Origin of the sequence: Bradyrhizobium roseum, assembly GCF_030413175.1 — a bacterium.
Classification (GTDB): Bacteria; Pseudomonadota; Alphaproteobacteria; order Rhizobiales; family Xanthobacteraceae; genus Bradyrhizobium; species Bradyrhizobium roseum.
Map to the genome: position 1 here is coordinate 2,618,512 of NZ_CP129212.1, position 22,939 is coordinate 2,641,450.

23 protein-coding genes are annotated in these 22,939 nt (G+C 64.6%); 14 read left to right on the forward strand and 9 right to left on the reverse strand.

Annotation, left to right across the window (positions count from 1 at the left end; all coding sequences use genetic code 11):
• The first annotated feature begins 207 nt into the window (after nucleotides 1-207).
• A complete protein-coding gene (locus QUH67_RS12310; RefSeq protein WP_455423968.1) occupies nucleotides 208-2,007 on the forward strand; it encodes an ATP-binding protein in 1,800 nt (599 codons plus the stop codon).
• A complete protein-coding gene (locus QUH67_RS12315) occupies nucleotides 2,000-2,653 on the forward strand; it encodes a peptidoglycan-binding domain-containing protein (RefSeq protein WP_300946962.1) in 654 nt (217 codons plus the stop codon). Before QUH67_RS12310 ends, QUH67_RS12315 begins: the two co-directional genes overlap by 8 nt.
• Here the strand turns inward: QUH67_RS12315 and QUH67_RS12320 are convergent.
• Nucleotides 2,622-3,650 carry a GlxA family transcriptional regulator gene (locus QUH67_RS12320; protein ID WP_300946963.1) on the reverse strand — a complete coding sequence of 343 codons (1,029 nt, stop codon included), beginning with the start codon at nucleotides 3,648-3,650 and terminating at the stop codon, nucleotides 2,622-2,624. The two genes, QUH67_RS12315 and QUH67_RS12320, sit on opposite strands and share 32 nt — an antisense overlap.
• Nucleotides 3,651-3,730: 80 nt before the next feature.
• Between QUH67_RS12320 and QUH67_RS12325 the strand changes: the two genes are divergently transcribed.
• The 3 genes from QUH67_RS12325 to QUH67_RS12335 all read left to right on the forward strand — a co-directional run bounded on the left by QUH67_RS12325 (nucleotide 3,731) and on the right by QUH67_RS12335 (nucleotide 5,331).
• Nucleotides 3,731-4,426 (forward strand): DJ-1/PfpI family protein, encoded by a 696-nt coding sequence (locus tag QUH67_RS12325; RefSeq protein WP_300946964.1) that lies wholly within the window; start codon nucleotides 3,731-3,733, stop codon nucleotides 4,424-4,426.
• Nucleotides 4,427-4,493: 67 nt separating this feature from the next.
• Nucleotides 4,494-4,922, forward strand: coding sequence for an MAPEG family protein (locus tag QUH67_RS12330; RefSeq protein ID WP_300946965.1), 429 nt, complete (start codon nucleotides 4,494-4,496; stop codon nucleotides 4,920-4,922).
• Between the two features lie 64 nt (nucleotides 4,923-4,986).
• On the forward strand, nucleotides 4,987-5,331 hold the full coding sequence (locus QUH67_RS12335) for a DUF1491 family protein (RefSeq protein ID WP_300946966.1): 345 nt from the start codon (nucleotides 4,987-4,989) through the stop codon (nucleotides 5,329-5,331).
• A 1-nt stretch (nucleotide 5,332) separates the two neighbouring features.
• On the opposite strand, the gene QUH67_RS12340 is transcribed toward QUH67_RS12335, so the two are convergent.
• Nucleotides 5,333-6,310, reverse strand: coding sequence for a DUF2336 domain-containing protein (locus tag QUH67_RS12340; RefSeq protein ID WP_300946967.1), 978 nt, complete (start codon nucleotides 6,308-6,310; stop codon nucleotides 5,333-5,335).
• A 251-nt stretch (nucleotides 6,311-6,561) separates the two neighbouring features.
• On the opposite strand from QUH67_RS12340, the gene QUH67_RS12345 reads away from it, so the two are divergent.
• Together QUH67_RS12345 and QUH67_RS12350 are read left to right on the forward strand one after the other, a co-directional pair.
• Nucleotides 6,562-6,762, forward strand: coding sequence for a hypothetical protein (locus QUH67_RS12345; RefSeq protein WP_300946968.1), 201 nt, complete (start codon nucleotides 6,562-6,564; stop codon nucleotides 6,760-6,762).
• 74 nt (nucleotides 6,763-6,836) lie between these two features.
• Nucleotides 6,837-7,547, forward strand: a complete 711-nt coding sequence (locus tag QUH67_RS12350) for a hypothetical protein (protein WP_407080456.1) — start codon at nucleotides 6,837-6,839, stop codon at nucleotides 7,545-7,547.
• A 303-nt stretch (nucleotides 7,548-7,850) separates the two neighbouring features.
• Here the strand turns inward: QUH67_RS12350 and QUH67_RS12355 are convergent, their stop codons facing one another.
• From QUH67_RS12355 to QUH67_RS12365, 3 genes are all read right to left on the reverse strand, one after another.
• On the reverse strand, nucleotides 7,851-8,471 hold the full coding sequence (locus QUH67_RS12355; RefSeq protein ID WP_300946970.1) for a DUF1254 domain-containing protein: 621 nt from the start codon (nucleotides 8,469-8,471) through the stop codon (nucleotides 7,851-7,853).
• Nucleotides 8,468-9,046 carry a DUF1214 domain-containing protein gene (locus tag QUH67_RS12360; protein ID WP_300946971.1) on the reverse strand — a complete coding sequence of 193 codons (579 nt, stop codon included), beginning with the start codon at nucleotides 9,044-9,046 and terminating at the stop codon, nucleotides 8,468-8,470. The genes QUH67_RS12355 and QUH67_RS12360 overlap by 4 nt, the downstream gene beginning before the upstream one ends.
• Nucleotides 9,047-9,198: 152 nt before the next feature.
• Complete coding sequence (locus QUH67_RS12365) at nucleotides 9,199-11,484, reverse strand: transglycosylase domain-containing protein (protein WP_300946972.1); 2,286 nt, start codon at nucleotides 11,482-11,484, stop codon at nucleotides 9,199-9,201.
• 284 nt (nucleotides 11,485-11,768) lie between these two features.
• Here QUH67_RS12365 and QUH67_RS12370 point away from each other — a divergent pair, with 284 nt between their 5' ends.
• Nucleotides 11,769-12,284, forward strand: coding sequence for a YcgN family cysteine cluster protein (locus QUH67_RS12370; protein ID WP_300946973.1), 516 nt, complete (start codon nucleotides 11,769-11,771; stop codon nucleotides 12,282-12,284).
• 72 nt (nucleotides 12,285-12,356) lie between these two features.
• Here the strand turns inward: QUH67_RS12370 and QUH67_RS12375 are convergent, their stop codons facing one another.
• Nucleotides 12,357-12,482, reverse strand: a complete 126-nt coding sequence (locus tag QUH67_RS12375; RefSeq protein WP_300946974.1) for a hypothetical protein — start codon at nucleotides 12,480-12,482, stop codon at nucleotides 12,357-12,359.
• Here QUH67_RS12375 and QUH67_RS12380 point away from each other — a divergent pair.
• Nucleotides 12,456-14,030, forward strand: a complete 1,575-nt coding sequence (locus QUH67_RS12380) for an MDR family MFS transporter (protein WP_300946975.1) — start codon at nucleotides 12,456-12,458, stop codon at nucleotides 14,028-14,030. The two genes, QUH67_RS12375 and QUH67_RS12380, sit on opposite strands and share 27 nt — an antisense overlap.
• A 9-nt stretch (nucleotides 14,031-14,039) precedes the next feature.
• On the opposite strand, the gene QUH67_RS12385 is transcribed toward QUH67_RS12380, so the two are convergent.
• Nucleotides 14,040-14,753 carry a type 1 glutamine amidotransferase gene (locus tag QUH67_RS12385; RefSeq protein ID WP_300946976.1) on the reverse strand — a complete coding sequence of 238 codons (714 nt, stop codon included), beginning with the start codon at nucleotides 14,751-14,753 and terminating at the stop codon, nucleotides 14,040-14,042.
• Between the two features lie 24 nt (nucleotides 14,754-14,777).
• Nucleotides 14,778-16,412 (reverse strand): thiamine pyrophosphate-requiring protein, encoded by a 1,635-nt coding sequence (locus tag QUH67_RS12390; protein ID WP_300946977.1) that lies wholly within the window; start codon nucleotides 16,410-16,412, stop codon nucleotides 14,778-14,780.
• A gap of 356 nt (nucleotides 16,413-16,768) precedes the next feature.
• Between QUH67_RS12390 and QUH67_RS12395 the strand changes: the two genes are divergently transcribed.
• Nucleotides 16,769-18,352, forward strand: a complete 1,584-nt coding sequence (locus QUH67_RS12395) for a porin (protein ID WP_300946978.1) — start codon at nucleotides 16,769-16,771, stop codon at nucleotides 18,350-18,352.
• A 283-nt stretch (nucleotides 18,353-18,635) separates the two neighbouring features.
• Nucleotides 18,636-18,800: a Flp family type IVb pilin gene (locus QUH67_RS12400; protein ID WP_300946979.1), complete on the forward strand. Its 165-nt coding sequence runs from the start codon at nucleotides 18,636-18,638 to the stop codon at nucleotides 18,798-18,800.
• Between the two features lie 239 nt (nucleotides 18,801-19,039).
• On the opposite strand, the gene ku is transcribed toward QUH67_RS12400, so the two are convergent.
• Nucleotides 19,040-20,017, reverse strand: coding sequence for a non-homologous end joining protein Ku (gene ku / locus QUH67_RS12405; RefSeq protein ID WP_300946980.1), 978 nt, complete (start codon nucleotides 20,015-20,017; stop codon nucleotides 19,040-19,042).
• A 260-nt stretch (nucleotides 20,018-20,277) separates the two neighbouring features.
• Here ku and QUH67_RS12410 point away from each other — a divergent pair, with 260 nt between their 5' ends.
• From QUH67_RS12410 to QUH67_RS12420, 3 genes are all read left to right on the forward strand, one after another.
• Nucleotides 20,278-20,430, forward strand: a complete 153-nt coding sequence (locus tag QUH67_RS12410) for a hypothetical protein (RefSeq protein WP_300946981.1) — start codon at nucleotides 20,278-20,280, stop codon at nucleotides 20,428-20,430.
• A 270-nt stretch (nucleotides 20,431-20,700) separates the two neighbouring features.
• Entirely contained in the window at nucleotides 20,701-21,375 is a 675-nt protein-coding gene (locus QUH67_RS12415; RefSeq protein WP_300946982.1) for a response regulator transcription factor, read from the forward strand.
• Nucleotides 21,376-21,473: 98 nt separating this feature from the next.
• Nucleotides 21,474-22,847: a sensor histidine kinase gene (locus tag QUH67_RS12420; protein ID WP_300946983.1), complete on the forward strand. Its 1,374-nt coding sequence runs from the start codon at nucleotides 21,474-21,476 to the stop codon at nucleotides 22,845-22,847.
• Nucleotides 22,848-22,939 lie beyond the last annotated feature (92 nt).

The following is a 22,939-nucleotide window of genomic DNA, read 5'->3' on the forward strand; positions in this document are numbered from 1 at the left end:
ACGGGTCTAAACCAGTCGTTCACCATCCGCGCCGAATGAGCGTCATGCGGGGGCGTGAAACCCCGGCGAATGGCCGGTGTTCGCCGGCCATCCACCGCGCCTTAGTGTTCGCTTAAGTTCGCTCTGACACGGTGGCCTTAAGGATAATGGGGGCGTTCCGGCGCGTCTGTCTGACGAACAAGCCGAAGCGCGAAAGCAGTGATTGTTTTGAGTATCATCCGCGATTGTTTCGATGCGTTGCTGCATCCCTCGGCACGATATGATGCGCTGATGCGCGCGCGCCATCGTGCATTCATGGCGCCGCGGCTGGTTGGCAGCCTGGTGGCGCTCGCGGCTTTTCCGATTTACCTGGCGATGCGCGGAGCGCCCACCGGCATCGAGGTCGCGGCCTTTGCCTGGCTGATCGCTCCCATTCTCTTGTCCTGGTTCCTGTCGCGCACCGGCCGTTACGAAGGCGCGCATATTCTTTCCGCGCTGGCGCTGGCGGTGCTCGTGATGATGGTTGCCGTCACCACCGGCGGTATCGAGTCATTTGCCGCGGTCTGGCTCATCGTCGTTCCCCTGGAAGCGGCGCTGTCGGCCTCGCGCCGCGTCGTCGTGTTCGCTTCGACGCTTGCACTGTCATGCGCGGCCGTGTTGATCGCGCTCGGGCACTTTCAGTTCCTGCCGGCGTCGGAGTCGAACGTGGCGCTGCACAGCGTGTTGATGGCAGCCGGCGTGGCGTCCGCTACGCTCTATGCGTCGGGACTGGCCATCAGCGCCGAGTCGCTGGCGCGGACTTCCGTGTCGCTGCTTTATCTCGAGGAAGACCGTTATCGCCTGCTCGCGGGAAACATGAGCGACGTGATCTCGCGTCACAACCGCAACGGCGCCGTGGAGTTCATTTCACCGGCGGCGGAAGCCATGCTCGGCACGCCGGGCGCACGGCTCACTGGCCACGGCCTGTTCGACCGCGTTCATGTCGCCGATCGGCCGGCCTATCTCACGGCGCTGTCGGATGCCGCGCGCGGCAGCGAGCAGCGCGTCGAATTCCGGCTGCGCCGGGACGCGGTTCGCGGCCAGAACATTTCCGCCGACTTCATCTGGGTCGAGATGCGTTGCCGTCCGCTGGAGCAGGCGTCAAGCGAGGCCGATGTCGTTGCCGTGATGCGCGACGTCACCGACCGCAAGCTCCAGGAGCAGGCGCTCGAACTGGCGCGCACCGCCGCCGAGCAGGCGGACGCATCCAAGACCCGCTTCCTGGCCACCATGAGCCACGAACTGCGCACGCCGTTGAACGCCATCATCGGCTTCTCCGAGATGATCGTGCACGAAGAAGCGATGATGCTCGACGCCGCGCGCCGCAAGGAATACGCGCAACTGATCAACGATTCCGGCCAGCATCTGTTGTCTGTCGTCAACGGCATCCTCGACATCTCCAAGATGGAAACCGGCAATTTCGAAATCGCGCCGGAGCCGTTCGCGCCGCGCACGGCGCTGTTGCACTGCTGCAATCTGCTGGCGCTGAAGGCGCGCGACAACGGCGTCGATCTGATCACGCGCGCGGCGGAAGATTTGCCCGTGATGAACGGCGATCCGCGCGCGTTCAAGCAGATCGCGCTCAATCTCGTCGCCAACGCCATCAAGTTCACCGAGCGCGGCGGCAGCGTCACGGTTTCCGCCACCGTCGAGGGACCGCGGCTGATGCTCGTCGTCACCGACACCGGGATCGGGATCGACGCCGAGGATCTCACGCGGATCGGCGATCCGTTCTTCCAGGCCGGCAAGACCTATCAGCGCAAGCACGAAGGCACCGGCCTCGGCCTGTCGATCGTGAAGGGCCTGGTCGGATTGCACGATGGCGAGATGAGCGTGCGGAGCACAGTCGGCGAGGGAACTACGGTCACGGTTGCCTTGCCGCTTGACTTTACGCCGTCGCTGGCTTCTTCAAACAACGTGGCAACCTTGAAGCCGGCGCCGCGCGCCGGATCGCAGGATCAAGTCCATCAGGTGAAGAAGAGTGCCTAGGCGTATCGACGACGATGAGGAACCACCGCGACGGCGCCGTCGCGGCGCCAAGGCGGCTGCGATCGAGGTGGAGCGGGAGCGCGGCCTGATGGTGCGCATGTTCCTGCACAGCCCGAAAGACATGGTTGCGGGCCTGCTGGCAGCCGCTGCGATTTGCGCCATCGTCGCCAATGCGTTGTTTCTGCAGGCCGGACGCCATCCTTCGCCGATGTTCGGTTCCGTGGTGACGCTGCCGGCGCAAACTGCCGCCGTGAGCCCGCTGCCGCGCCCGCGGCCGGTCGAACTCGTTACTGAGCCGCCTGTAATCGGACCGGTGGAGGCGAGGGGCGTCGATCCCAAGGGCGATTCCAAAAACGCGGATCCCAGAAGCCCCGGTTCACAAGCGGCTCTGTCCGCCAGTGCGGCGCGGCCGGCTGCGCCGGTTCCGGCTAACGCGCAAAGCGCCGGCGCGCGCCGCGTGGCGGCGGTGCAGCGTGCGCTCACGCAATACGGCTACGGCCAATTGAAGCCGACCGGCGCGGTCGGTTCGGACACCCAGGCCGCGATTACGAAATTCGAGCGCGACCGCAAGCTCCCGGTGACCGGCCAGATGTCCGACCGGCTGGTCAAGGAACTCACGGCGATGATCGGCCACCCGATCGATTAGGCGATGGCGTTCGCCCGGTCCGGTGCATGGCACGGAACAGTCTTGGCGCGACGCCAAATCGCCTTTCAAAAGCATTGTTGAGCCGGATCGGGGTCAGCCCGACCTTCGCAGCGACACCCTTGAGCGGCAAGTCGCCGTCTACGAGCGTGCGTGCGGCTTCCAGGCGGAGCGCTTCGACGAAATGCGCCGGCGAACTGCCGGTGGCAGCGAGAAAGCGTCGATAGAAATTGCGCTCGCCGAGGCCCGCGCGCGCGGCAAGGGTCGGCACATCCAGCGGCCGATCGAGATTGTTCTGCATCCAGTCGATCAGGTCCGCGAACGGGCTCTCGGCCTGGATGCGGGCATTCAACAGCGGACTGAACTGCGACTGATAGCCCGGCCGCCGCGCATAGAGCACCAGGCGCCGGGCAACGGCATTGGCGACCTCGGCCCCGCAATCGGCTTCGACCATCGCAAGCGCCATGTCGATTCCCGTGGTGACACCGGCGGAGGTCCAGATCTTGCCGTCGACGACGTACAGGGCTTCGGGATCTACCGTAATGCCGGGATACAGCGCCGTCAGCGCGTTACACGCCTCCCAGTGTGTTGCCACCCGCCGCCCGTTGATCAATCCCAGCGCGGCCAGAACGAATGTGCCTGAACATACCGAGCCGACGCGTCTTGCATGTGCAGCCCGGCGCGGAACCCAGCGGCGAACCGCCGTATTGGCAATGACGGCGCGCAGCGCGGCCTCTTCCGCGCCGGCGATCAGCAATGTGTCGATCTTGCCATCAGGCAGGCGTGCGATTGCGCGGGTCTGCACCGCAAGGCCGCAATCGCTTGCGACTGCGCCGCCCGCGGGGGACAGCACCTCGACCCTGTAGGCGTTGCGTTTGAGCGCGTGGTTGGCGGCGGCGAACACGGCGACAGGGCCGGTCACGTCCAGAAGCTGGAAGCCGTCATAGGCGAGCAGGGCCATGGTCAGCGATTTCGGCATTGTCAGAAAATAGCAGTTCATTGTCATTCCTGACAAGACGATCCGCGGATAGCCTGGGCTCAATGCTCACTTGCCGATTTCCCTGCCTTGGAGAGACGACGATGCGGCTTTCGATCCTGATCTATGACGGGCTGACGACCCTCGATGCCGTCGGCGGCTATGAGATCCTCGCCCGGCTTCCCGGTATGGAGACGGAGTTCGTCGCGTCGCGTCGCGGCGTCATTGCCGCCGACACGCGATGTCTCGGCCTGGCGGCTTTTCGCGAATTTTCGGAAGTGACGGCCACGGACATCCTGTACGTTCCCGGCGGTCCGGGCGCGTTCGCACTCGAGACGGACGAAATCTTTCTCGATACGATCCGCCGGCTCGACAAGACCTCGACCTGGACGGTCGGCATCTGCAATGGCGTCGGTCTGCTTGCCGCAGCCGGACTGCTCAAGGGCCTGAAGGCAACCACCAACTGGTTCTATCAGGATCGGCTGAGAGCCTATGGGACGGAGTTCGTCGCCGAGCGCTATCACCGCGACGGCAAGTACGTGACAGGTGCAGGCGTTTCCGCGAGTATCGATGCAGGTCTGTTTCTGGCGTGGTTGATCGCCGGCGAGCAGGTCGCGAAGACGCTGCAGCTCGGCATCGAGTATTATCCAGCGCCGCCGTTTCCGGAACGGCGTCCGCAGGACGTGGCCGTCGAAATCCAGGATCGGATCCGTCGTTTCGAATCTGAAGGCGGCAAGAAGCAGATGGCCCAGGTGCCGGTTTTCAAGGACATGTTCCAGCTCGCGCAGCGAGGTGAATGAAGGCTCGGCAGCCTGGTCGAAACGGAATTGGGGCGCCGAAGCGACCGGTGGTGACAGGGGCTCGCCGATGATTGACGCAGGTTCGGTGTGCATTGTCGCGGCTACGGCGGCGGCGCTGTTTCTCAAAGGTCTGATTCTGTCGTATATTCAGGTCGCGGCGCGCTATCGAGCCCGCAGTTTCAGCCGGCCTGAGGATGCGAGGCTGCTGGGACTCGCGCCGCAGAGTGAACCGGATTTGGCTGTTCGCGCTGCCGGCGCTCTGCGCAACGAAGGCGAGAATGCGCCGTATTTTCTGGCCCTGGCGGTGATCCATGCGCTGATCGGCGGCCCGCCGGTTCCGCTGCTTGGTGTCTCGTCCCTCTATGTGATGGCGCGGCTGTTCCAGGGTTATGCCCAGGTCAGGGCGCTTCAGCCCCAGCGAATGATCGGCTATCTGACAGGGGTGCTCGCGACCCTGTGTCTTGCGGTGCTCATTGCATTGCGGATGGCGGTCTGAATCCGGCCGGCTTTCGCGCCGGCACCTCTAGCCTCGCCTGTGACGCTGGCCTATCGTCAATCCCATGCGATTGAAATCAAGCATCTGGGTCGCCGCCTACCTGCGCCGCTGCCAGACCGAGGGCGTCTTCGGCGCCGTGCGCAAGCGCGGGGCGGAGGAGGCGGGGGCGGTGTTCGTCAAGGTGGCGCTGCTCGACGGCAGCGCCATCCTTTTTGCTCCCGCGCCGCAGACCGTCTATGACGACAGCCGTCCGGCCGAGCGCTTCTTTGTCCCGACTTCGCCGCAGCCGATACCCGAATCATCCGTGGAAGAACGTCTCGCCAAGGAACTGCGGTTCGATCCCGACGCCTGGATCGTCGAGACCGAGGACCGGGCCGGGCGGCATTTTCTGGATCTGGCGAAGGCCTGACTTAACGCTTCGAGCCGTCGGTGCCGGTGCGCACCGTCGGCGCGCTTCCCGGCTGCACGGTGGGGCGGCCCTGAACGGCCGCCGCGCGCGCGCGATGGCGTTCGTCGTCATAGAGGCCGGCGCGGTATTTGGCGCGGGTGACCGCCATGGTCGAGCCGCGCCACGCCGCCAGCATCACCAGCGCGGATCGCTCGCTCAGGCGGTCGTACAGCCGCGACAGCCGATAAACATTGTGTACGGATGAGCCGAACTCGGGATTGAGGAACAGCAGCACGCGCTGGAAGATCGCGCTCGGCATGTCGAGCGCCCGCGCCGCGCAGGCGAGCGGCTCACCGCCGGGGTCGTGCACGACCTGTTCGGCGATCCGCTGGGTCAGGATCAGGGCCTCGCCCAGTTCAAGCGCGAAATTGGCGGTGTCCTCGGCGAACGCCGCCATCTCCAGGATATGAAGCGCGCGTGCGGCGCGGGCGGCGGGAATGCGCGGCGAGGCTTTCAGCGGCGTATTCTCGAGGTTGTGCAGGATCAGTGCGCGCTCGCTGGCCGCCGCCGCGAAGAACATGTCGCTGAGTTCGGCGGCATCGTTGGGCCGCATCGCCAGCGTGGACGCCAGGCGCAACTGGGCCTCTGTTGGCACCTTGACCGCCGGTTCGCTGGCGGGGGCGGTCGCAATCGCCGCCGCAACCGGCAGGATGTCGCCGAGGGACGCGCGCCGTAGCCCGAGCTTGTCCATGATCTCGGGTGGCGTTGCCGGATAGATTGCCAGCCGCGCCCGCACCGCGGCGCGGGTCGCGTCGTCGACCTGGTCGATCAGGCGGGACGTCAGTTCGACGAAATGCCGTTCCTCGTCGGCGGAGTGCGCGTCGGTCTGGACATAAAGGTCGGTCAGCACGCGCAGCAAGGTGGGCCTGATGTCGACGCCCTCGCGGCGCGAGAGCGACATCAGCCCGTCGAATCCTGGAAACACTGCAGCTGCGGTCATGTCAGGTGTACGCGACTTTGGAAAATCCCTGAGGTCAGCCTACGCACGGCCCTTTAAGACTTGGTTAAGCAAAACGCTTCGTGAAGAAATCCGGTAAAATGCCCGGTTTTTGCGTGCAGCGGGCGGGCCGGCTGTCTCCCCCGTAACTGTACCACCCGCGCAAATTAAGATGCCGTTAACCACGTTCTGTTCTGAATATCGGCGTGTCGGCGGCCAGAGCGTGTTCGTGCGGCAGTGAGAGAGAACGGATTATGGGCACCATCATTGAATTTCCGGCGGATGCGGCTTCGCGGCGGCCGGGCCCAACCATGGATGGCGCTTCACGCGATGGCCTGGGAACCGTGTTGATCCTTCCCGTTGTCCGCATCGAACGTCCCGCCGGCGAAACCGGCGACGGGCGCGGACCGGAAGAGGGGGCCGCACCCGGTCGCCGTCGGCGTCGGCGCCCCTGAACCGCGGAATTTTGCAGATGCCGGGGCCGTGCCTCCCGATCCGGACCGTATGGCTTCGGTCGCTCCCGGCCCTGATGCTGCTGGCTGCGGCGCTCGGCGGCTGCAGCGGCGGCGATTTCGGCCGCACCCGCGGCGACATGCGCAACGACGACATGCACCGCTGGCTCGGCGCCGAGGTGACGGGAAGCGTCGGCTTCAAGCCCTCGCATTTTCAGCTCACCGAAAACGAGCGCCAGCTCCGCGATCTCGCCTATCCCCTGATCGAACCGCCGCATTCGCGCCCCGCCTGGAAGAGCGTGTTCGGCGATTACCAGCCGCTGCCCTCGCCATGGCGGCAGAAGGTGGTGTTTGACCGCACTTTGTACGGGCGCACGCTGATCGACGAGCCGCACCGCTCGCACACCTCGCGCTATCAGCAACTGATCCAGGACGTCCGCAACGACATCACGCGGTTCGAGCCGTTCTTCGCTTCCGCCATGCACGTCATCGAACTCGACCGCAAGCGCAGCGCCAGCATGAAGATGGTGTCGGAACTGTCGCCGCGCGAACGAGACGATGCGATCGCCCGGATGGAAGAGAACACCCTGATCGTGCAATGGGTGCAGCAATGCCTGGAGCGGCGGATCTCATCCTATCGCTGGGCGCTGGAGCGGCTGGTGATCCAGGCCCCCGACAACATCGCCGCCGACGCCGACCGCCTGATCGGCGAACTAGCCGCCCAAACCGCCAATCCGCCGGTTGCCGCCCAGCCGGTGATCGGGCGGGCGGTGACGGTGAAGGGCTGATTCTCGAACGGGCCGATCAGGCGCACGGATTGCGGTGAGGGGCCTTTCACGCCAGTTCGGCCGAGCCGCCGGGTGCCGACAGCAAAAATCCAACAAGCAAAAGGGGCAGCGCCCCGACTCTCGACCCCAGATGCGCCGTCCCGATATTGGAAAGCGCCCGTACCATATCGACGGCCAAAACAACGAACGGCTGAGCTGTTGCCCGCTGTTCTCCTCGCCCACGGGCGCAATTAGCCATAGCTCGCTTTGGTTGTGCAGGCAGTTTTGCTTCGCGCGATCGCTGTATCCCGCTGCAGCCCGTCTTCAGCGCTTGCCCTTCGCTGCGGGCGCAGGCGCAGGCGCCGGTGCGGCCGGTTCGGGCTGCTTGGCCGCCACCGGTTCGGTCTCGATCATGCATTTCGAGGCGGCCAGCGAAGCTTGCGCCTGCGGCATCAGGCCGGGCTCGGGCGCCAGCGCCTTCAGCACGATCAGGCCGGTCGTCGTCGGGGAGTCGATGATCAGCCGGTCGGCGGCGGTGACTTCCTCGTCCTCCGGCAGTTCGGAATGCTGCGCTTCCGTCATCAGGTCGAGTTCGATCACCTTGCGGCCGGCGGAGCGGTCGTTGATGGCGTAATAGGCGACCTCGTTGCGGGTGTAGAACGACACCGACGTATAGGCCTGGCTGACCGGCACCGTCAGCTTGAGCGGACCGGCCGAGAGATCGTAGCGGCAGACCGCGACCGCGAATGCCGGGTCCATGAACGGCATCGGCGCGTTGTTCGGCTCGGCGAGGGGTAGCGCCGTGACGGCGTTCTCCTTCGTCATCGGCGTCAGCCGCGAATAGGCGTCCTGGGTGGCGATGCGCGGCAGCGCCAGCACGCTGACGAGATGCACCACGCCGCCCAGCAGCACGCCCGCGAGGATGGTGAGGGCGAGGCGGATCATGGGCAGCCCACCGTCGTGATCGATGGCATCGGCGCGTCGCGCTGGGTCCGCGTCGCCACGCCCACCGGCGTATCGTAGAGCCGCAGCATCAGCGCGTAGCGCTCGATGCCGCCGGTCGGCAGCCAGTTGCCGGCCCGCGACCGCGCCGCCACGCGGATCTCGAATGCGCCGTCGGAGCCGCGGACGATCTCCTGGCTGGTGAAGCCGTAACGCTGCAGCGAATTGGCGACCAGGTGGCCCTTGCGGTCGAACAGGGTCAGCGTCCAGAACCGCGCCGCCGGCGTCACGCCGCTGACGACCACGTCGCAGCGCCCGTCGAGCGGCTTGTTCTTGTCGTCAGTGGTCGCCGAGAAGGCGATGCCGTCGCCGGTGCCGATCGGCAATTCGCCGCTGCGGGCGATCGCGGCGCGCGAATAGGGATCGATATCGGAACTGCCGCTCTTGGGCCGCGCGGTCCAGGCGCCGATCGTCAGCGTGCCGAGATCGGTGCCGCGCGTCGACGTCAGGTAGGTCGAGCCGAGGCCGACGGCCGTGGCGAGCGCCAACGCCAGCAAGGTGATGAAGATCAGCCGCACAGCGCAAAGCTCCGAAACGTCACGGCGTCAGACCCCGGTCGAACCGGCTTCATTCAAAACCTGAAGCGGGACTTTTCGGTCGCGCCTACCGTCGTCGACGCCTCGCATCCGCTCCGAGGATACTCGATCAAGGTTCTGCCGGTTCATGGTTTTCAATTCTTCCGCTGCGCCGGTGCGGGTGCGTCGCCGGCGGCCGCGACATAGTTCTCCGGGAAGGCCAGCGCGCCCGACGTGACCGGCTTGCCGGATTGCTTCGGATCGATGGACGAGGTCTTGCCCGCGGTCTTGCCGGCCTCGTCGAGCAACCGCTCGACGCGCACCAGGATGTCCGCGCCGCGCCGGGTCAATACCGGCGGCGGACCGGCCTTGGTCTCCAGCACCCGCGCCGCGCCATTGGCTGCAACGCTGCCGGGCAGGGCGGGCGGCGGCAATTTCGGCCCCATGCCGACGCCGGGAATTTCCTTCACCTCGACGCCCTGGTGGGCGACCACCATGATGTCGTGCCAGGTTTGCGCGGGCAGCGAGCCGCCGGTCATGCGGTTGGTCGGCGAGTAGTCGTCATTGCCGTACCAGACCGCGCAGGAGAAGTTGCCGGTGTAGCCGACGAACCAGGCGTCGCGGTAGGCGTTGGTGGTGCCGGTCTTGCCGGCGGCCGGAATGCCGTCCAGCGCCGCGCGGCGCGCGGTGCCTTCCGTGACGACGTGGCTCATCATTTCCGCCATGTCGGCGGCGACGGAGGCGGGGATGGCCTGTACCGGCTTCTTGCCGTCGCGATCGAAGCGCCAGACCAGGTCGCCGGTGCCGGTGCGCACTTCCAGCACGGCGTGCGGTTTCGCCGACTTGCCCTTGTTCGGGAAGGTGGCATAGGCGACGGCGTGTTCGAGCACGGTGACTTCGTCGGAGCCGATCGGCATCGACGGCGTGTCGGGCAGCGGCGCGGTCAGGCCGAACTTGCGCGCGACCTCGGTGATCTTGGCGCGGCCGGCCTTGGCCGGGTTCGGCGACTTGCCGCCAAGCGCGATCGAAAGTTTCACGGGCACGACGTTGATCGAGCGGGTGATCGCCTGGGTCAGCGTCACCGAGCCGGAATAGGAGTGGCCATAGTTCTGCGGGCACCAGTTGCCGATGCAGACCGGGCCGTCGACCACGATGGAGGACGGCTTGTAACCGTTCAGCAGCGCGGTCGTGTAGACGTAGGGCTTGAACGAGGAGCCCGGCTGCCGGTAGGCGTCGGTCGCCCGGTTGAACTGGCTGGAGCCGTAGTCGCGGCCGCCGACCATGGCGCGAACGCCGCCGTCGAGGTCGGACACCACGACGGAAGCCTGCGTCGCGTGATAGTCGCGGCCGAACTGGCGAAGCTGGTTTTCGACCGCTTCCTCGGCGGCGCGCTGCACCGTCATGTCGATCGCGGTGCGCACCACAAAGACGCGCTCGGTGTAGGATTTCGGAAACGTGTCGACCAGCTTGCGCATCTCGTCGAAGGCGTAGTCGAGATAGTAGTTCGGCGAGTTCTCGTCGCGGCGGTCGACGGCGATGGCCGGATTGCGGCGGGCGCCGAACACCTGGCCCTCGGTCATGAAGCCGGCATCGACGAGATTGTCGAGCACCACGTTGGCGCGGGCGCGGGCGGCCGGCAGGTTGATGTGGGGCGCGTATTTCGTCGGCGCCTTGAACAGCCCGGCCAGCATCGCGGACTCGGCGAGCGTGACGTCGCGCGCCGACTTGTTGAAGTAGAAATGCGCCGCACCGTCGACGCCGAAGGTGCCGCCGCCCATATAGGCGCGGTCGAGATAGAGTTTTAGGATCTCGTTCTTGGTGAGCCGCGTTTCCAGCCAGATCGCAAGGAACGCTTCCTTCACTTTGCGCTCGATGGTGCGCTCGTTGTTGAGGAACAGGTTCTTGGCGAGCTGCTGGCTGATCGACGAACCACCCTGGCGCACGCCGCCGGCCTGCGCGTTGGTGACGAGCGCGCGCGCGGTGCCGGCGATGTCGATGCCGAAATGGTCGTAGAAGCGGCGGTCCTCGGTGGCCAGCGTCGCCTTGATCAGATTGTCCGGAAAGTCTTCCAGCGGGATCGAGTCGTTGTGCTTGATGCCGCGGCTGCCGATCGGATTGCCGTAGCGGTCGAGGAACGACACGGCGAGGTCGGACTTTTTCAGCCAGTCGTCATCGGCGGTTTCGCGAAACGCCGGCACCGCCAGCGCCAGCATCAGGATCAGTCCGCCGAGGCCGATCGTGGCGGCTTCCGACATTGGTTCGATGAAGACCCAGCGCTTCCAGCGGCCGACATAGAAGCGGTCCATGAAGGTGGAGTAGCGCTCGTAGAGCTCGCGCAGGCCCTTGCCCGACGAAAACAGCGTGGAGTCGATGCGCGCGTCCAGATCCAGAAAGAAGTTCCGGATCTTCTGCTTCCACGCGGGAGGTAGGATCTGGCGCACCGGGACCTGCAGTCGGTTCGAACGCTCGCACGCCCGCCCTGGGCGCTGTCGGAACGTCATGGTTCGATGTTGCGGCAAACCCAAGGCGCTTTTAGGACGCTTGGGGACTCACATTTGTTGTATCCGAGCGGGGGTCATAAACCAATGCTCCCGCTCACCATTTTGATCGTCGGCCCTAACGCGTTCCCCGCCTTTTTACGCCGGCATTCAGCCCGCTTGCGCGCCAGTTGCCCGACCCCCTAGAAGGGCTGCAGCCGAAACCCTGCGGGAAACCATACCAATTCATGTCCCCACCGCCCAAACGCGCTTCCGGCCAGGAGGGATTCTTCTGGAAAACCAAGGTGTTGGAAGAAATGTCCAGCGCCGAATGGGAGAGCCTGTGCGATGGCTGCGCGCGATGCTGCCTGGAAAAGCTGGAAGACGAGGATACCGGCAAGATCTACTTCACCCATGTCTCCTGCAAACTGCTCGATTCCGGCCTGTGCGCCTGCAAGGATTACCCGAACCGCTCCGACAAGGTTCCCGATTGCGTCCGCCTGACGCCTGAGAACGTTCGTACCCTGAACTGGCTGCCGCCGAGCTGCGGCTACAAACTGGTCGCCGAGGGGCGCGATCTCTATTGGTGGCATCCGCTGATCTCAGGCGATCCCAATACCGTGCATGAAGCCGGGGTTTCGGTGCGCGGCCGGGTGCAGGGCACCGAGGAGGAGATCGCCGATGAGGATCTTGAGGACCACATCGTGCAATGGCCGGCGCTGTTGCCGAAGCGCGCGCGGCTGAAAAAGCGGCCGAAGACCTGAAAAATCGCTGAACGTCTGGCTCCGTTCAATTGCGAGAACGCGACGGCCCTCTCGCGGGAGGCACCTATGCGCTCAGGCGTCTGCCGCGAAGGCGATTCGGGCTTTATTGTGCAGTGCATAAGGCGATTCCATCTCGGCGGCCTTGGCCGCGTAGAAAACATTGCGTCCGACATGAACCAGCACCAGCGGCAGGGCCATGAGCCCGCCGACCAGACGACGTTGCCGGACGATATTGGCCGCGAGCTCGCGCACATCACGACCGAGGTCATCGATGTCAGCGACGCGCCGCCGCTCGCGCCGCCGGCGCCGCTGAGCCCGGACGAGGTCCGCACCATCCTGATGAGCCTGCTGCTGACGATGTTCCTGGCCGCGCTGGACCAGACCATCGTGGCGACCGCGCTTCCGACCATCGGCCGCCAGTTCAACGACGTCAGCAACCTTTCCTGGGTCATCACGTCCTATTTGCTGGCGTCGACCGCGGTCGCGCCGGTGTTCGGTACGCTCAGCGACATCTATGGCCGCCGCGTCATGATCACGGTTTCGCTGGTGCTGTTTACGGCCGGTTCGATCCTCTGCGCGGTGGCGCCGAACATGACGGTGCTGATCATCGCTCGCGGCCTGCAGGGGCTCGGCGGCGGCGGCATCATGCCGGTGGTGCAGACCGTGATCTCCGACGTGGTCTCACCGCGCGAGCGCGGCAGGTATCAGGCCTATTTCAGCGGCGTCTGGATGGCGGCGGGCCTGCTGGGTCCGGTGCTCGGCGGCGTGTTCGCCGAACATCTGCACTGGTCGATGATCTTCTGGATCAACGTGCCGCTCGCCATCGGCGCGCTGTTTTTGCTGCTGCCCAAGATGGCGAAGATCCCGGTGTTCCACCGCCGGCGCAAGGTCGACTGGCTCGGCGGCGTGCTGTTGATGGCGTCGGCGGTCGCGGTCATGCTGGTGTTGAGCTGGGGCGGCAACCGCTACGCCTGGCTGTCGCCGGCGATCATGGCGATGATCGGCGGGGCCGTCGCGCTGGCGCTTGCCTTCGTCTGGCACGCGCGCCACGCCGACGAGCCGTTTTTGCCGCTGCCGCTGCTGGGCGGCACGGTGGTGCCTTACGCCATGGCGGCCGGCGGCTGCGCGCTGGGCGCCATCACCGCACTCACCGTGCACTTGCCGCTCTATTACGAGGTCGTCTATCATCTGACGGCGAGCGAGGCGGGGCTTGCGCTGATCCCGCTCGCGGCGATTTCCACCTGCGGCGCGGCGATCGCCGGACGGACCATGGCGCGCGCCAAGCACTACAAGCGTGTCGCCATCGCCGGCACGTCCGCGGCGACGGTCTTCGGCCTGGTGCTGAGCGTGACGACGCTGCCATTGTGGGGCCTGCTGGTCGTCCTCTCGCTGTTCGCGCTCGGGCTCGGCACCACATTCCCGGTCAGCGTGGTTTCGCTGCAGAATTCCGTGGGCCGCGCGCAGATCGGTACCGTGACCGGCGCGATGAATTTCTTTCGCGCGCTGATGTCGTCGTTCATGGTCGCCGCCTTCAGCGCGATCCTGCTGATGCAGCTCGGGCCCGGCATCTCGCTCGGCGAGCATCGCGGACCGGCGAATGCGATACCCGTCGCCGACATGATCACCGCGTTCCATTACGTGTTCGGCGCCGCCACCGCGCTGTTGGCCTGTGCCTCGCTGTGCATCATCCTGATGGAGGAACGGCCGCTGGCTGGTCCGTCGACGCCGGCCGAGTTGGCGGAGTAGGGCACGGCTCTAGGACGCGTTGGTGAGGAAGCGCGTGATCGCGTCGCCCAATCGCGCACTCTCCAGCGGTTCGGAGAGCGAGGCTTCCGCCGCTGCCACCACGCTATCAGGCGCATCGCCCCTGCTGCGCACCATCTCGCAGCAGGCCAGCGCGAAGCCTGTGGTGAATTCCGGATGCGCCTGCACCGAGAGCGTGGTGTCGCCCGCGTAGAGCAATCCGGCATGCGGCGTGAAATCCGAGGACAGGATCGTTTGGGCGCCAGCAGGCGGCGTGACGACCTGATCCTGATGCGAGCAGGCGAGGGCGATACGCGTGCCCTCGATCACCCCGTTGTTTGGCGCGATGTCGTAGACGTGCCGGCCGAGGCCAAAGCCTTTCTCCGACTTCCGCGCGATGCCGCCCAGCGCCTGCGCGATCAATTGATGGCCGAAGCAGACGCCGACCATCGGCACCTTGCTCTGGTGGGCAGCGCGCACGAACGCCTCGAGCGGCGCGATCCAGTCGAACCCGTCATAGACGCCGGCCGGCGATCCCGTGATGAGGATGGCTTCCAGCCCCGCGATATCCGGAAGCGGGTCGCCGGAGGAAATGCTGACGATGTCGAACGTCACGGAAGTGTCGGCAGCGGCGATCATCCGCTCGAACATCTGCGGATAGGATCCGTGCCGTTCGCGGTTCTTGGGACTGACGATCCCTGTTTCGATGATCGTAACGCGCGGCATCGATGACAGCCGATTGGTTGAACCTCAGGTCCCGGGCCTCGAAACTTCTGTCTCCTTGCTGGTGATGAATTCCAGCAGCACCGGGATGCCTTCCTTGGTCTTCGCAATGCCGCGCTGGATGGCGGGAATGATGTCTTCGGGCTTCGTCACCCGCTCGCCATAACCGCCGAAGGCGCGCGCCATCGCGGCGTAGTCGCCGGAGATGTCGGTCGAGCGGTATTTTTCGGTCGAGATCGGCATCACCTTCAATTCGATCGCCATCGAGAAATTGTTCAACAGGATCGACATGATCGGGATGCGCTCGCGCACCGCGGTCTCGAAATCCATGCCCGTAAAGCCGATCGCGGCGTCGCCCCAGACATTGATGCAGAGCTTGTCGGGCTTTGCGAGTTTGGCGCCCATTGCAAGCCCGAGGCCGTAGCCGAGCTGTGTGGTCTTGCCCCAGCCGATATAGGACAGCGGCTCGACCGATTTCCAGAACGGAGACAGCTGGTCGCGCGGGCTGCCGGCATCGTGGGTGATGATGGTGTTGTTGATGTCGACGGTGTGCTGCAGGTCCCACAGCACACGGTAGGGATTCAGCGGCGCGTCGTTATGCGTTAGCTTCGGCATCCATTTTGCCAGCCATTCCTTGTGCGAGGCGGCGATCTCGGCGGCCACTGCCGTCGCGTCGCGATCCGATTTGACGACCTTGCCGATCTCTTCCAGCAGCGCGTCGAGTACCAGCCCGGCATCGCCGACCAGGCCGATGTTGGCCTCGACATCCTTGTTGAGGTGGTTGGGATCGAGTGTCGAATGGATGATGGTCTTGCCCTTCGGCATGGCGATGCCGAACGACGTCTCGGTGAAGGAGCAGCCGATGCCGAAGATGACATCGGCCTCGCCGAGGAATTTCGGCACCGCGCGCGGCACGGCGAGGCCGCCCGATCCCAGCGACAACGGATGCGTCTCGGGGAAAGACGACTTTCCGCCAAGGCTGGTCGTGACGGGGATGGCGAGCCGTTCGGCCAGCCGCCTCAGCTGCGGCCACGCTTTGGCGTAATGCACGCCCTGGCCCGCATAGATCACCGGGCGCTTGGCGCCGACCAACAGGGCCGCAGCTTCCTTTACGTGAACCGGGTCGGCGCCGTAGCGGGTGCGCAGCACCGGCGTGTAGTTCAAGGGCTCCGGCACTTCCTCGTTCCACATGTCGGCCGGGATCTCGACGATGACCGGCCCGCCGCGGCCGTTCTTCAGCTTGGTAAAGGCGCGGCGAAAGATGTTGCAGACCTCGGCGGCAATGTTGATCGGCTCGGACGATTTTGAAAACGCCTTCATCGCCTGGCTGGAATTGAAGTTCGGGTCGATATTCGCGAGCCGGCGCGCATAGCCCATCGGCAGCACCAGCACGGGCACGGATTCGCCGTAACACTGCGCCACGCCGCCCATCGCGTTTTCGGCGCCGGGGCCGTGCTGCATGCAGAACGCGCCGATCGATTGCCCCGAAGTCACGCGCGAGATTGCGTCCGCCATATGCACGCCGATGCGTTCCTGGCGCACCATCACCGGGCGGATGTCGGCAGCGGCGGCATATTCGATGAGGTGGTTGACCGGATAGCCGCAGAGGATCTCGATGCCCTCCCGCTTCATGATTTCCGCGATGGCGGCGCCGAGCTTCATGAAGGTCTCCCCTGAATTGCAACTGCCGGTTCAGTCCGGCCGATTTGTAAGAGTTGGAGCAGTATTTCAGGGCGAGGTAAAGCCGGGCGCGGAAGTGCTGATATGCGTTTTTCCGGCTGAAGGCCCGTCCGGTAGAACCACGGGAGCTCTGCGGGTGAAGAATTTTCTTGCCGCACCAGCTCCAACCGGAGACGAAATTGGACGATTTTCATCGTCCCAAATCCTGCCGCGTTGCGAAAACATCACAGCAGCGGTCCAAGTAAGGCAGCATCACACCGTTGTCATTCTCCATAAGGAAATCCGGGTTACGAGTTCCCGCATGAAGCTGCGAGAATCGCAGAGTAGGAGACTAAAAGATGATTTCGGCGCGAACATTCATTCTCGGCTCGGCGGCAGCCTTGATGGCCGTCAGCGGAGCCCAGGCGGCAGACTTGCCGGTCAAGGCCAAGGCGGTTGAATATGTGAGGGTCTGCTCGCTCTACGGCGCCGGCTTCTTCTACATCCCGGGCACCGACACTTGTATCAAGCTCGGCGGCTATCTGCGCGTCGACACCACTTTCAACGGTAGCGCCCACGGTACGCCGGCCTGGAGCGGCGATCTCGGCCAGCACAATCGTTATGCCGATTACTTCGTTTCCCGCTCGCGCATGGCGCTGACAGTCGATACCCGTACCGCGACGGAATACGGCGTGGTCCGCACCTTCGGTCAGGGCGACTTCCAGTTCAACAATGTCGGCGGCGGCAGCGCCAATCCGAGCGGGGCGTTCAGCGCCAACTCGCTGAGCACGGCGGGCGGCGGCTACGTCGCGGTCGAGTTTGTCTTCATCCAGTTCGCCGGCTTCACCTTCGGCAAGTCCGCCTCGGCTTACGCGACGCCGTGGCAGGGCGCGCCGGGCAACATCAATTCCGCTTTGCTCGGCGGTCATACCACCGACACCGGCGTCAACAACATCCAGTACACCGCCCAGTTCGGTAACGGTGTTTCGGGTACGATCGGTCTTGACGATCCGACCGTCTGGGGCCGTACCTCTGTCTACAATCTGAGCATCCCGTCGGCGATCGGCGCCAACGGCACCGGCTCGAACGCCTATGCCGGCACCCACGTGCCCGATATCGTCGCCAACATCCGGGTCGATCAGGCCTGGGGCCTGTTCCAGTTGTCGGCCGCTGCGCATGAGGTCAACGGCTCGTACAACACGCTCGGCGCGAGCGCCGTCCCCAACGCGCTTTCCGAAATCAGCGGCCACCCCGAGTCCAAGTGGGGCGGTGCGGTGATGGCTGCGTTGCAGATCAAGAACCTGCCGACCGGCGCCGGCGACGACATCAAGATCGACGCGTCCTACGCCAAGGGCGCCACCAAGTACGTGATCTCGACGAGCGGCAGCTCGCCGAGCTTTGCGATGTTCGGCGACAGCGGCTTCGGCTACCAGAGCGTCGGCTTCGGTGCGACCACCGACGGCGTCTATTTCCCGGGTGCGGCCGGGACGGGCGGTATTGCTCTGACCACAGCCTGGGGTGTCCGCGGCGCGTTCAACCACAATTGGAATCCGAACTGGTCGACCAGCCTGTTCGGCAGCTACTCCGCGGTCAGGTATGACGGCGGCGCCAACGACAACCTGCTCGGCAACGGAACGAGAACTGCCAAGGGTGCTTACTGCGCCGCCTTCGCCGCCAGCCATTCCGGGCAGGCATTGAACGGCAACAATGCAGGCAACTACACCTGCAACCCCGACTTCAACGTCTCGCAACTCGGCATCATCACGCGCTGGACCCCGGTCAAGAACCTGACGTTCTCGGGCGAAGTCCAGTGGTTCCATCTCGATCAGAAAATGTCGGGTTCGTCGGTGTTCACCGCGAGCGCGCCGAAGCCGAACGCGCTTTATGAGTTCAAGGATCAGAACACCGTCCTGCTCCAGGTCCGCGCCCAGCGCAACTTCTGAGAACGACTTTGGGACCGGGCCTCAGGCCCGGTCTCCCTTCAATCCGCGGCGTGGCAAGGCTGACTACCTTGCCACGCCGCGTCGTTTGATCCCCGTGGCCGCAGGCCCGGGCGGACCGCGGATCGATAGGTAAATGTTCCTGATCCCGCGATGAAGAGCCCGGCTTTTTTCTTCCGCCTTAATCGACCGTTCATGCTGTTCGTGAAGAGCTCTTCAACTGTTCCCGCCTAGGGTCTAACGGGTAGGGCGCTGGAGAAATCCGTAGCGTCGACAGGAGTTTCTTATGCGTCGATTACTGGCACGATTTGTCGTCGATGAACGTGGCGCTACCGCCATCGAGTATGCCCTCATTGCAGGCGGCATCAGCATCGTGATCATCACCGCCGTCACCGGCGTCGGCTCCGCGGTCAGCACCAAATTCGTGCAGGTCAGCGACTCGATCAAATAGCCGGAATTTGACCGACCGTGCCATTCGGCCATCGCTGTTCAGGCCCCTCGCAAACAGGGGCGGGGTCGGCGTTTGAAACCGCCTCAGTCAGGCCTGTTTCGGGTCTGTATCGGGCGCCCGCACGGTCGCGATCCGCGCCAACATCGGCCAGCCGCCGCCCTCCGGCGCGTTGATCAGGTTTCGATCGCGGTCTGCCAGTACGCTTGATGCTGCACGTCTTCCGATAGCGGCTTGCCTGATCATCCGGCCTTCTTGGCGCGAGCTGCGGATCGCGCCGGCTTCTCGGCCTTCTTCGGCGCTTCCTTTGGAGCTTCCTTGGCAGTTTCCTTGGCTGCGCGTTTGCCGCCGCCGCTGATCGGCAGCAGCATCTCGCGCTGGCCGGCGGCGGCCTTCTTCGGCTTCTTGCCCTTGGCCTTGGTGGGCGCGGGGGCGGCCTTTTTCTCGCCGGCAAGGCTGCGCTTGAGCGCGTCCATCAGGTTGATGACATTGCCGGTGGTCTTCGGCGCCGCCTTCGTCTTGGTGCTCAGCCCGTTTCGCTTCTGGTTGATCAGATCGATCAGCGCCTGCTCGTATCGGTCCTCGAACTGCTCGGGCTCGAACGAGGCGGACTTCTGCTCGACGATATGCTTTGCGAGATCAAGCATATCCTTGGTGATCTTCACATCCTGGATGTCTTCAAAATATTCCGTCTCGCTGCGCACCTCGTAAGGATAGCGAAGGAGCGTTCCCATCAGTCCCTTGTCGAGCGGCTCCAGCGCGATGATGTGCTCGCGATTGGTCAGCACCACACGCCCGATCGCGACCTTGTCCATGCTGCGGATGGTTTCACGGATCACCGCGAAGGCGTCATGGCCGACCTTGCCGTCCGGCACGAGGTAATAGGGGCGGATCACGTAGCGGCTGTCGATGTCGGCCCTCGGCACGAACTCGTCGATCTCGATGGTGCGGGTCGACTCCAGCGCGAGTTCGTCAAGTTCGTCCTTCGTCACCTCGATATAGGTGTCGGTGTCGACCTTGTAGCCCTTCATGATGTCGTCGTTGGCGACTTCCTCGCCGGTGTCGGCGTCGACCTTGGCGTATTTGATGCGGTGGCCGGTCTTGCGGTTGATCTGGTTGAACGAAACCTTCTCGCTATCCGACGTCGCCGGATAGAGGGCGACCGGACAGGTCACGAGGGAAAGACGCAGAAAACCCTTCCAATTGGCGCGGGGGGCCATGGGCTACTCCGAAAATACGCGACAGACGAACGGGAACGATACCATCGGATGCCCGCGCCTCAAACATGGTCGGCGGGAAAATGCGGAAACGGCGTTAACCCGCCCGCATGAGGGCCGCCTGCGACCTTTTGGCGGCCGTAACCGCGCGACGTAACCGTGTGACATGGCCCGGCAGGAACATCACTTCCGATCATGCGTTGCTCTCACCGGCGGTGTCGACACATTCGCTGGTAATGCAGGCGCTTACGCAAGAGGTTCTCATGGCAACGCAACGACATAGTCAGATCATCGAAACCCCGACCGAGGCCCGCCAGGCCGAACCCGGCCCCTCCGTGCTCGCGCTCTTGACCGTATCTACTGGACTTGCCGGTCTGATACTGGGCATCGTCTGGTTCGCGTTCTTCCGTACCTGAAGGTGTAATATTTTAGTTGTTCTACCTCTACGGTTAGAGGCGACGCGGCTCTGAGCCGCGGGCAGTCCTACTTTGCATGGGGTTGTTTTAGAGATTTTGTGCTTGGCCCGTTCCTCCCGCATCGGTATCGCTGCAGCTGGGCTGCCTTGCCGCCAACACATCTCATAACGAAAAAGTAACATGGCACCGTACGTCCCGTTCATGGCCCGTTCACGCCGGGTGGCCTCATGTTGAGATCTGCTATGGTAGAGCTCATTTTTGGAGGCCAGCTTGCGCCTGCTCGTTGTTGAGGATGACCCGGACCTGAACCGTCAGTTGACGACGGCGTTGACGGATGCCGGCTATGTGGTCGACCGCGCGTTTGATGGCGAAGAGGGACATTACCTCGGCGAAAGCGAACCCTACGACGCCGTTGTGCTCGATATCGGGTTGCCCAAGATGGACGGCATCTCGGTCCTCGAGGCTTGGCGCCGCGGCGGCAGAGCGATGCCGGTTCTGATCCTCACCGCGCGCGACCGCTGGAGCGACAAGGTGCAGGGCTTCGATGCCGGTGCCGACGATTACGTCGCAAAGCCGTTTCATCTGGAAGAGGTGCTGGCGCGCATCCGCGCGCTGCTGCGCCGCTCCGCCGGCCACGCCCAGTCGGAACTGACCTGCGGCCCCGTGTCTCTGGACACGCGCACCAACAAGGTCACGGTGTCGGGCAATACGGTCAAGATGACCTCGCACGAGTATCGGCTGCTTCAGTATCTCATGCACCATACCGGCCGCGTGGTGTCGCGCACCGAACTGGTCGAACACCTCTACGATCAGGACTTCGACCGCGACTCCAACACCATCGAAGTATTCGTCGGCCGCATCCGCAAGAAGCTCGACGTCGATATCATCCAGACCGTGCGCGGGCTCGGCTATCTGCTGACGCCGCCGCCGTCGACCGGTAACTGATGAGCCTTGCTCTTTTATTCGAGCATGATCTTATCCGAAGGCCAGTCTCTCTCCGCAAATTCGGAGCCTGGGGATACGCTTTTCGGGATCTTGCTCTGATGCGCGGAAGTTCGCTCGCCACGCGGTTGTTCCTGTCGGCGACCGCGTGGGTGGTCGTGATTTTGGTGATCACCGGCGTTATTTTGTCGTCGGTCTATCGCAACGCCACCGAGCGCGCCTTCGATCGCCGGCTCAACCTCTATCTCCGCACCCTGATCGCCGAAGTCGCGACGCCGGACGAGCCGCCCGACCACCAGTTTCAGTCGCTCGGCGAGCCCTTGTTCGAACTGCCGCTGTCCGGCTGGTACTGGCAGATTGTCCGCACCGACGAGAAGGCCGAAACGCGGGCGTCGCGGTCGCTGTGGGACAAGAAGCTGCCGAAGCTCGATGAGATCGGCGCGGAACTGACCGCCGCCGGCGTTCGCCTCGGCTATGTCGACGGGCCCGAGGGGCAGTCGCTGCGGGTGGTCGAGCGGCCGGTCGACCTCGGCGCCGACGGCAAATTCCTGGTCAGCGTGGCTGGCGACGCGGCGGAGATTTTCGACGAGATCCGCGCCTTCGACTATTACCTCGGCGGCACTTTTGCAGCGCTGGGCATCGTGCTGCTGCTGACCACGATCTTCCAGGTGAGGTTCGGCCTGGCGCCGCTGAAGCGGATTTCGGAATCGATCGCCGACATCCGCTCCGGCCGCGCCGAACGGCTGGAGGGCGAATTTCCGGTCGAGATCGCGCCGCTGGCGCGCGAGACCAACGCGCTGATCGACGCCAATCGCGAGATCGTCGAGCGCGCGCGCACCCATGTCGGCAATCTCGCCCACGCCATCAAGACGCCGCTCTCCGTGATCGTCAACGAGGCTGCCGCCCACGCGGTGGATCCCTTTGCCAGCAAGGTGTTGGAGCAGGCGGATGTGATGCGGGATCAAGTGGCCCATCATCTGGAACGGGCGCGCATCGCCGCGCGCGTCACCATCGTCGGTACCGTCACCGAGGTCGCCCCCGCCATCGAGGCGCTGCGGCGGACCATGGAGAAGATCCACCGGGATCGCGACATCATGATCGCGGTGAAGGCCGATCCCCTGGCGAAATTCCGCGGCGAGCGCCAGGACCTCGAGGAGATGGCCGGAAATCTGGTTGACAACGCCTGCAAATGGGCCGCCACCCAGGTCCTGATCGAGGTGAGGGTGGAGCCGCCGTCGGAGCCCCGCGCAGGCCCGTGGCTGCGGATCATCGTCGACGACGACGGCCGCGGCCTGTCCGCCGCCGAGCGCGCGCAGGTGTCGCGGCGCGGCCAGCGGCTCGACGAGTCGAAGCCGGGGTCCGGGCTCGGGCTTTCCATCGTGGTTGATCTGGCCGCGCTCTATGGCGGCAGCCTTGTCCTGGGCGACGCCCCGATCGGCGGGTTGCGGGCGGAACTGGTGCTGCCGGGAGTCTGAACGTCTGGTCTGGCGGCGAAGACGATTACTTTGGGTTGCCGGGTTTGGAACCGGCAATGCCCGGGTGGATTTGGTTATTACTAAACGGGTTC

Excerpts from the sequence above, each read along its gene's own strand:
- QUH67_RS12345 (WP_300946968.1), top strand. The coding sequence starts at position 6,562 with ATGGGCACCATCATTGAATTTCCGGCGGATGCGGCTTCGCGGCGGCCG.
- ku (WP_300946980.1), bottom strand. The coding sequence starts at position 20,017 with ATGGCCCCCCGCGCCAATTGGAAGGGTTTTCTGCGTCTTTCCCTCGTG.
- QUH67_RS12330 (WP_300946965.1), top strand. The coding sequence starts at position 4,494 with ATGATTGACGCAGGTTCGGTGTGCATTGTCGCGGCTACGGCGGCGGCG.
- QUH67_RS12395 (WP_300946978.1), top strand. The coding sequence starts at position 16,769 with ATGATTTCGGCGCGAACATTCATTCTCGGCTCGGCGGCAGCCTTGATG.
- QUH67_RS12375 (WP_300946974.1), bottom strand. The coding sequence starts at position 12,482 with ATGGCCCTGCCGCTGGTGCTGGTTCATGTCGGACGCAATGTTTTCTAC.
- QUH67_RS12370 (WP_300946973.1), top strand. The coding sequence starts at position 11,769 with ATGTCCCCACCGCCCAAACGCGCTTCCGGCCAGGAGGGATTCTTCTGG.
- QUH67_RS12390 (WP_300946977.1), bottom strand. The coding sequence starts at position 16,412 with ATGAAGCTCGGCGCCGCCATCGCGGAAATCATGAAGCGGGAGGGCATC.
- QUH67_RS12385 (WP_300946976.1), bottom strand. The coding sequence starts at position 14,753 with ATGCCGCGCGTTACGATCATCGAAACAGGGATCGTCAGTCCCAAGAAC.
- QUH67_RS12340 (WP_300946967.1), bottom strand. The coding sequence starts at position 6,310 with ATGACCGCAGCTGCAGTGTTTCCAGGATTCGACGGGCTGATGTCGCTC.
- QUH67_RS12350 (WP_407080456.1), top strand. The coding sequence starts at position 6,837 with ATGCTGCTGGCTGCGGCGCTCGGCGGCTGCAGCGGCGGCGATTTCGGC.
- QUH67_RS12380 (WP_300946975.1), top strand. The coding sequence starts at position 12,456 with ATGAACCAGCACCAGCGGCAGGGCCATGAGCCCGCCGACCAGACGACG.
- QUH67_RS12335 (WP_300946966.1), top strand. The coding sequence starts at position 4,987 with ATGCGATTGAAATCAAGCATCTGGGTCGCCGCCTACCTGCGCCGCTGC.
- QUH67_RS12410 (WP_300946981.1), top strand. The coding sequence starts at position 20,278 with ATGGCAACGCAACGACATAGTCAGATCATCGAAACCCCGACCGAGGCC.
- QUH67_RS12320 (WP_300946963.1), bottom strand. The coding sequence starts at position 3,650 with ATGAACTGCTATTTTCTGACAATGCCGAAATCGCTGACCATGGCCCTG.
- QUH67_RS12325 (WP_300946964.1), top strand. The coding sequence starts at position 3,731 with ATGCGGCTTTCGATCCTGATCTATGACGGGCTGACGACCCTCGATGCC.
- QUH67_RS12355 (WP_300946970.1), bottom strand. The coding sequence starts at position 8,471 with ATGATCCGCCTCGCCCTCACCATCCTCGCGGGCGTGCTGCTGGGCGGC.
- QUH67_RS12400 (WP_300946979.1), top strand. The coding sequence starts at position 18,636 with ATGCGTCGATTACTGGCACGATTTGTCGTCGATGAACGTGGCGCTACC.
- QUH67_RS12420 (WP_300946983.1), top strand. The coding sequence starts at position 21,474 with ATGCGCGGAAGTTCGCTCGCCACGCGGTTGTTCCTGTCGGCGACCGCG.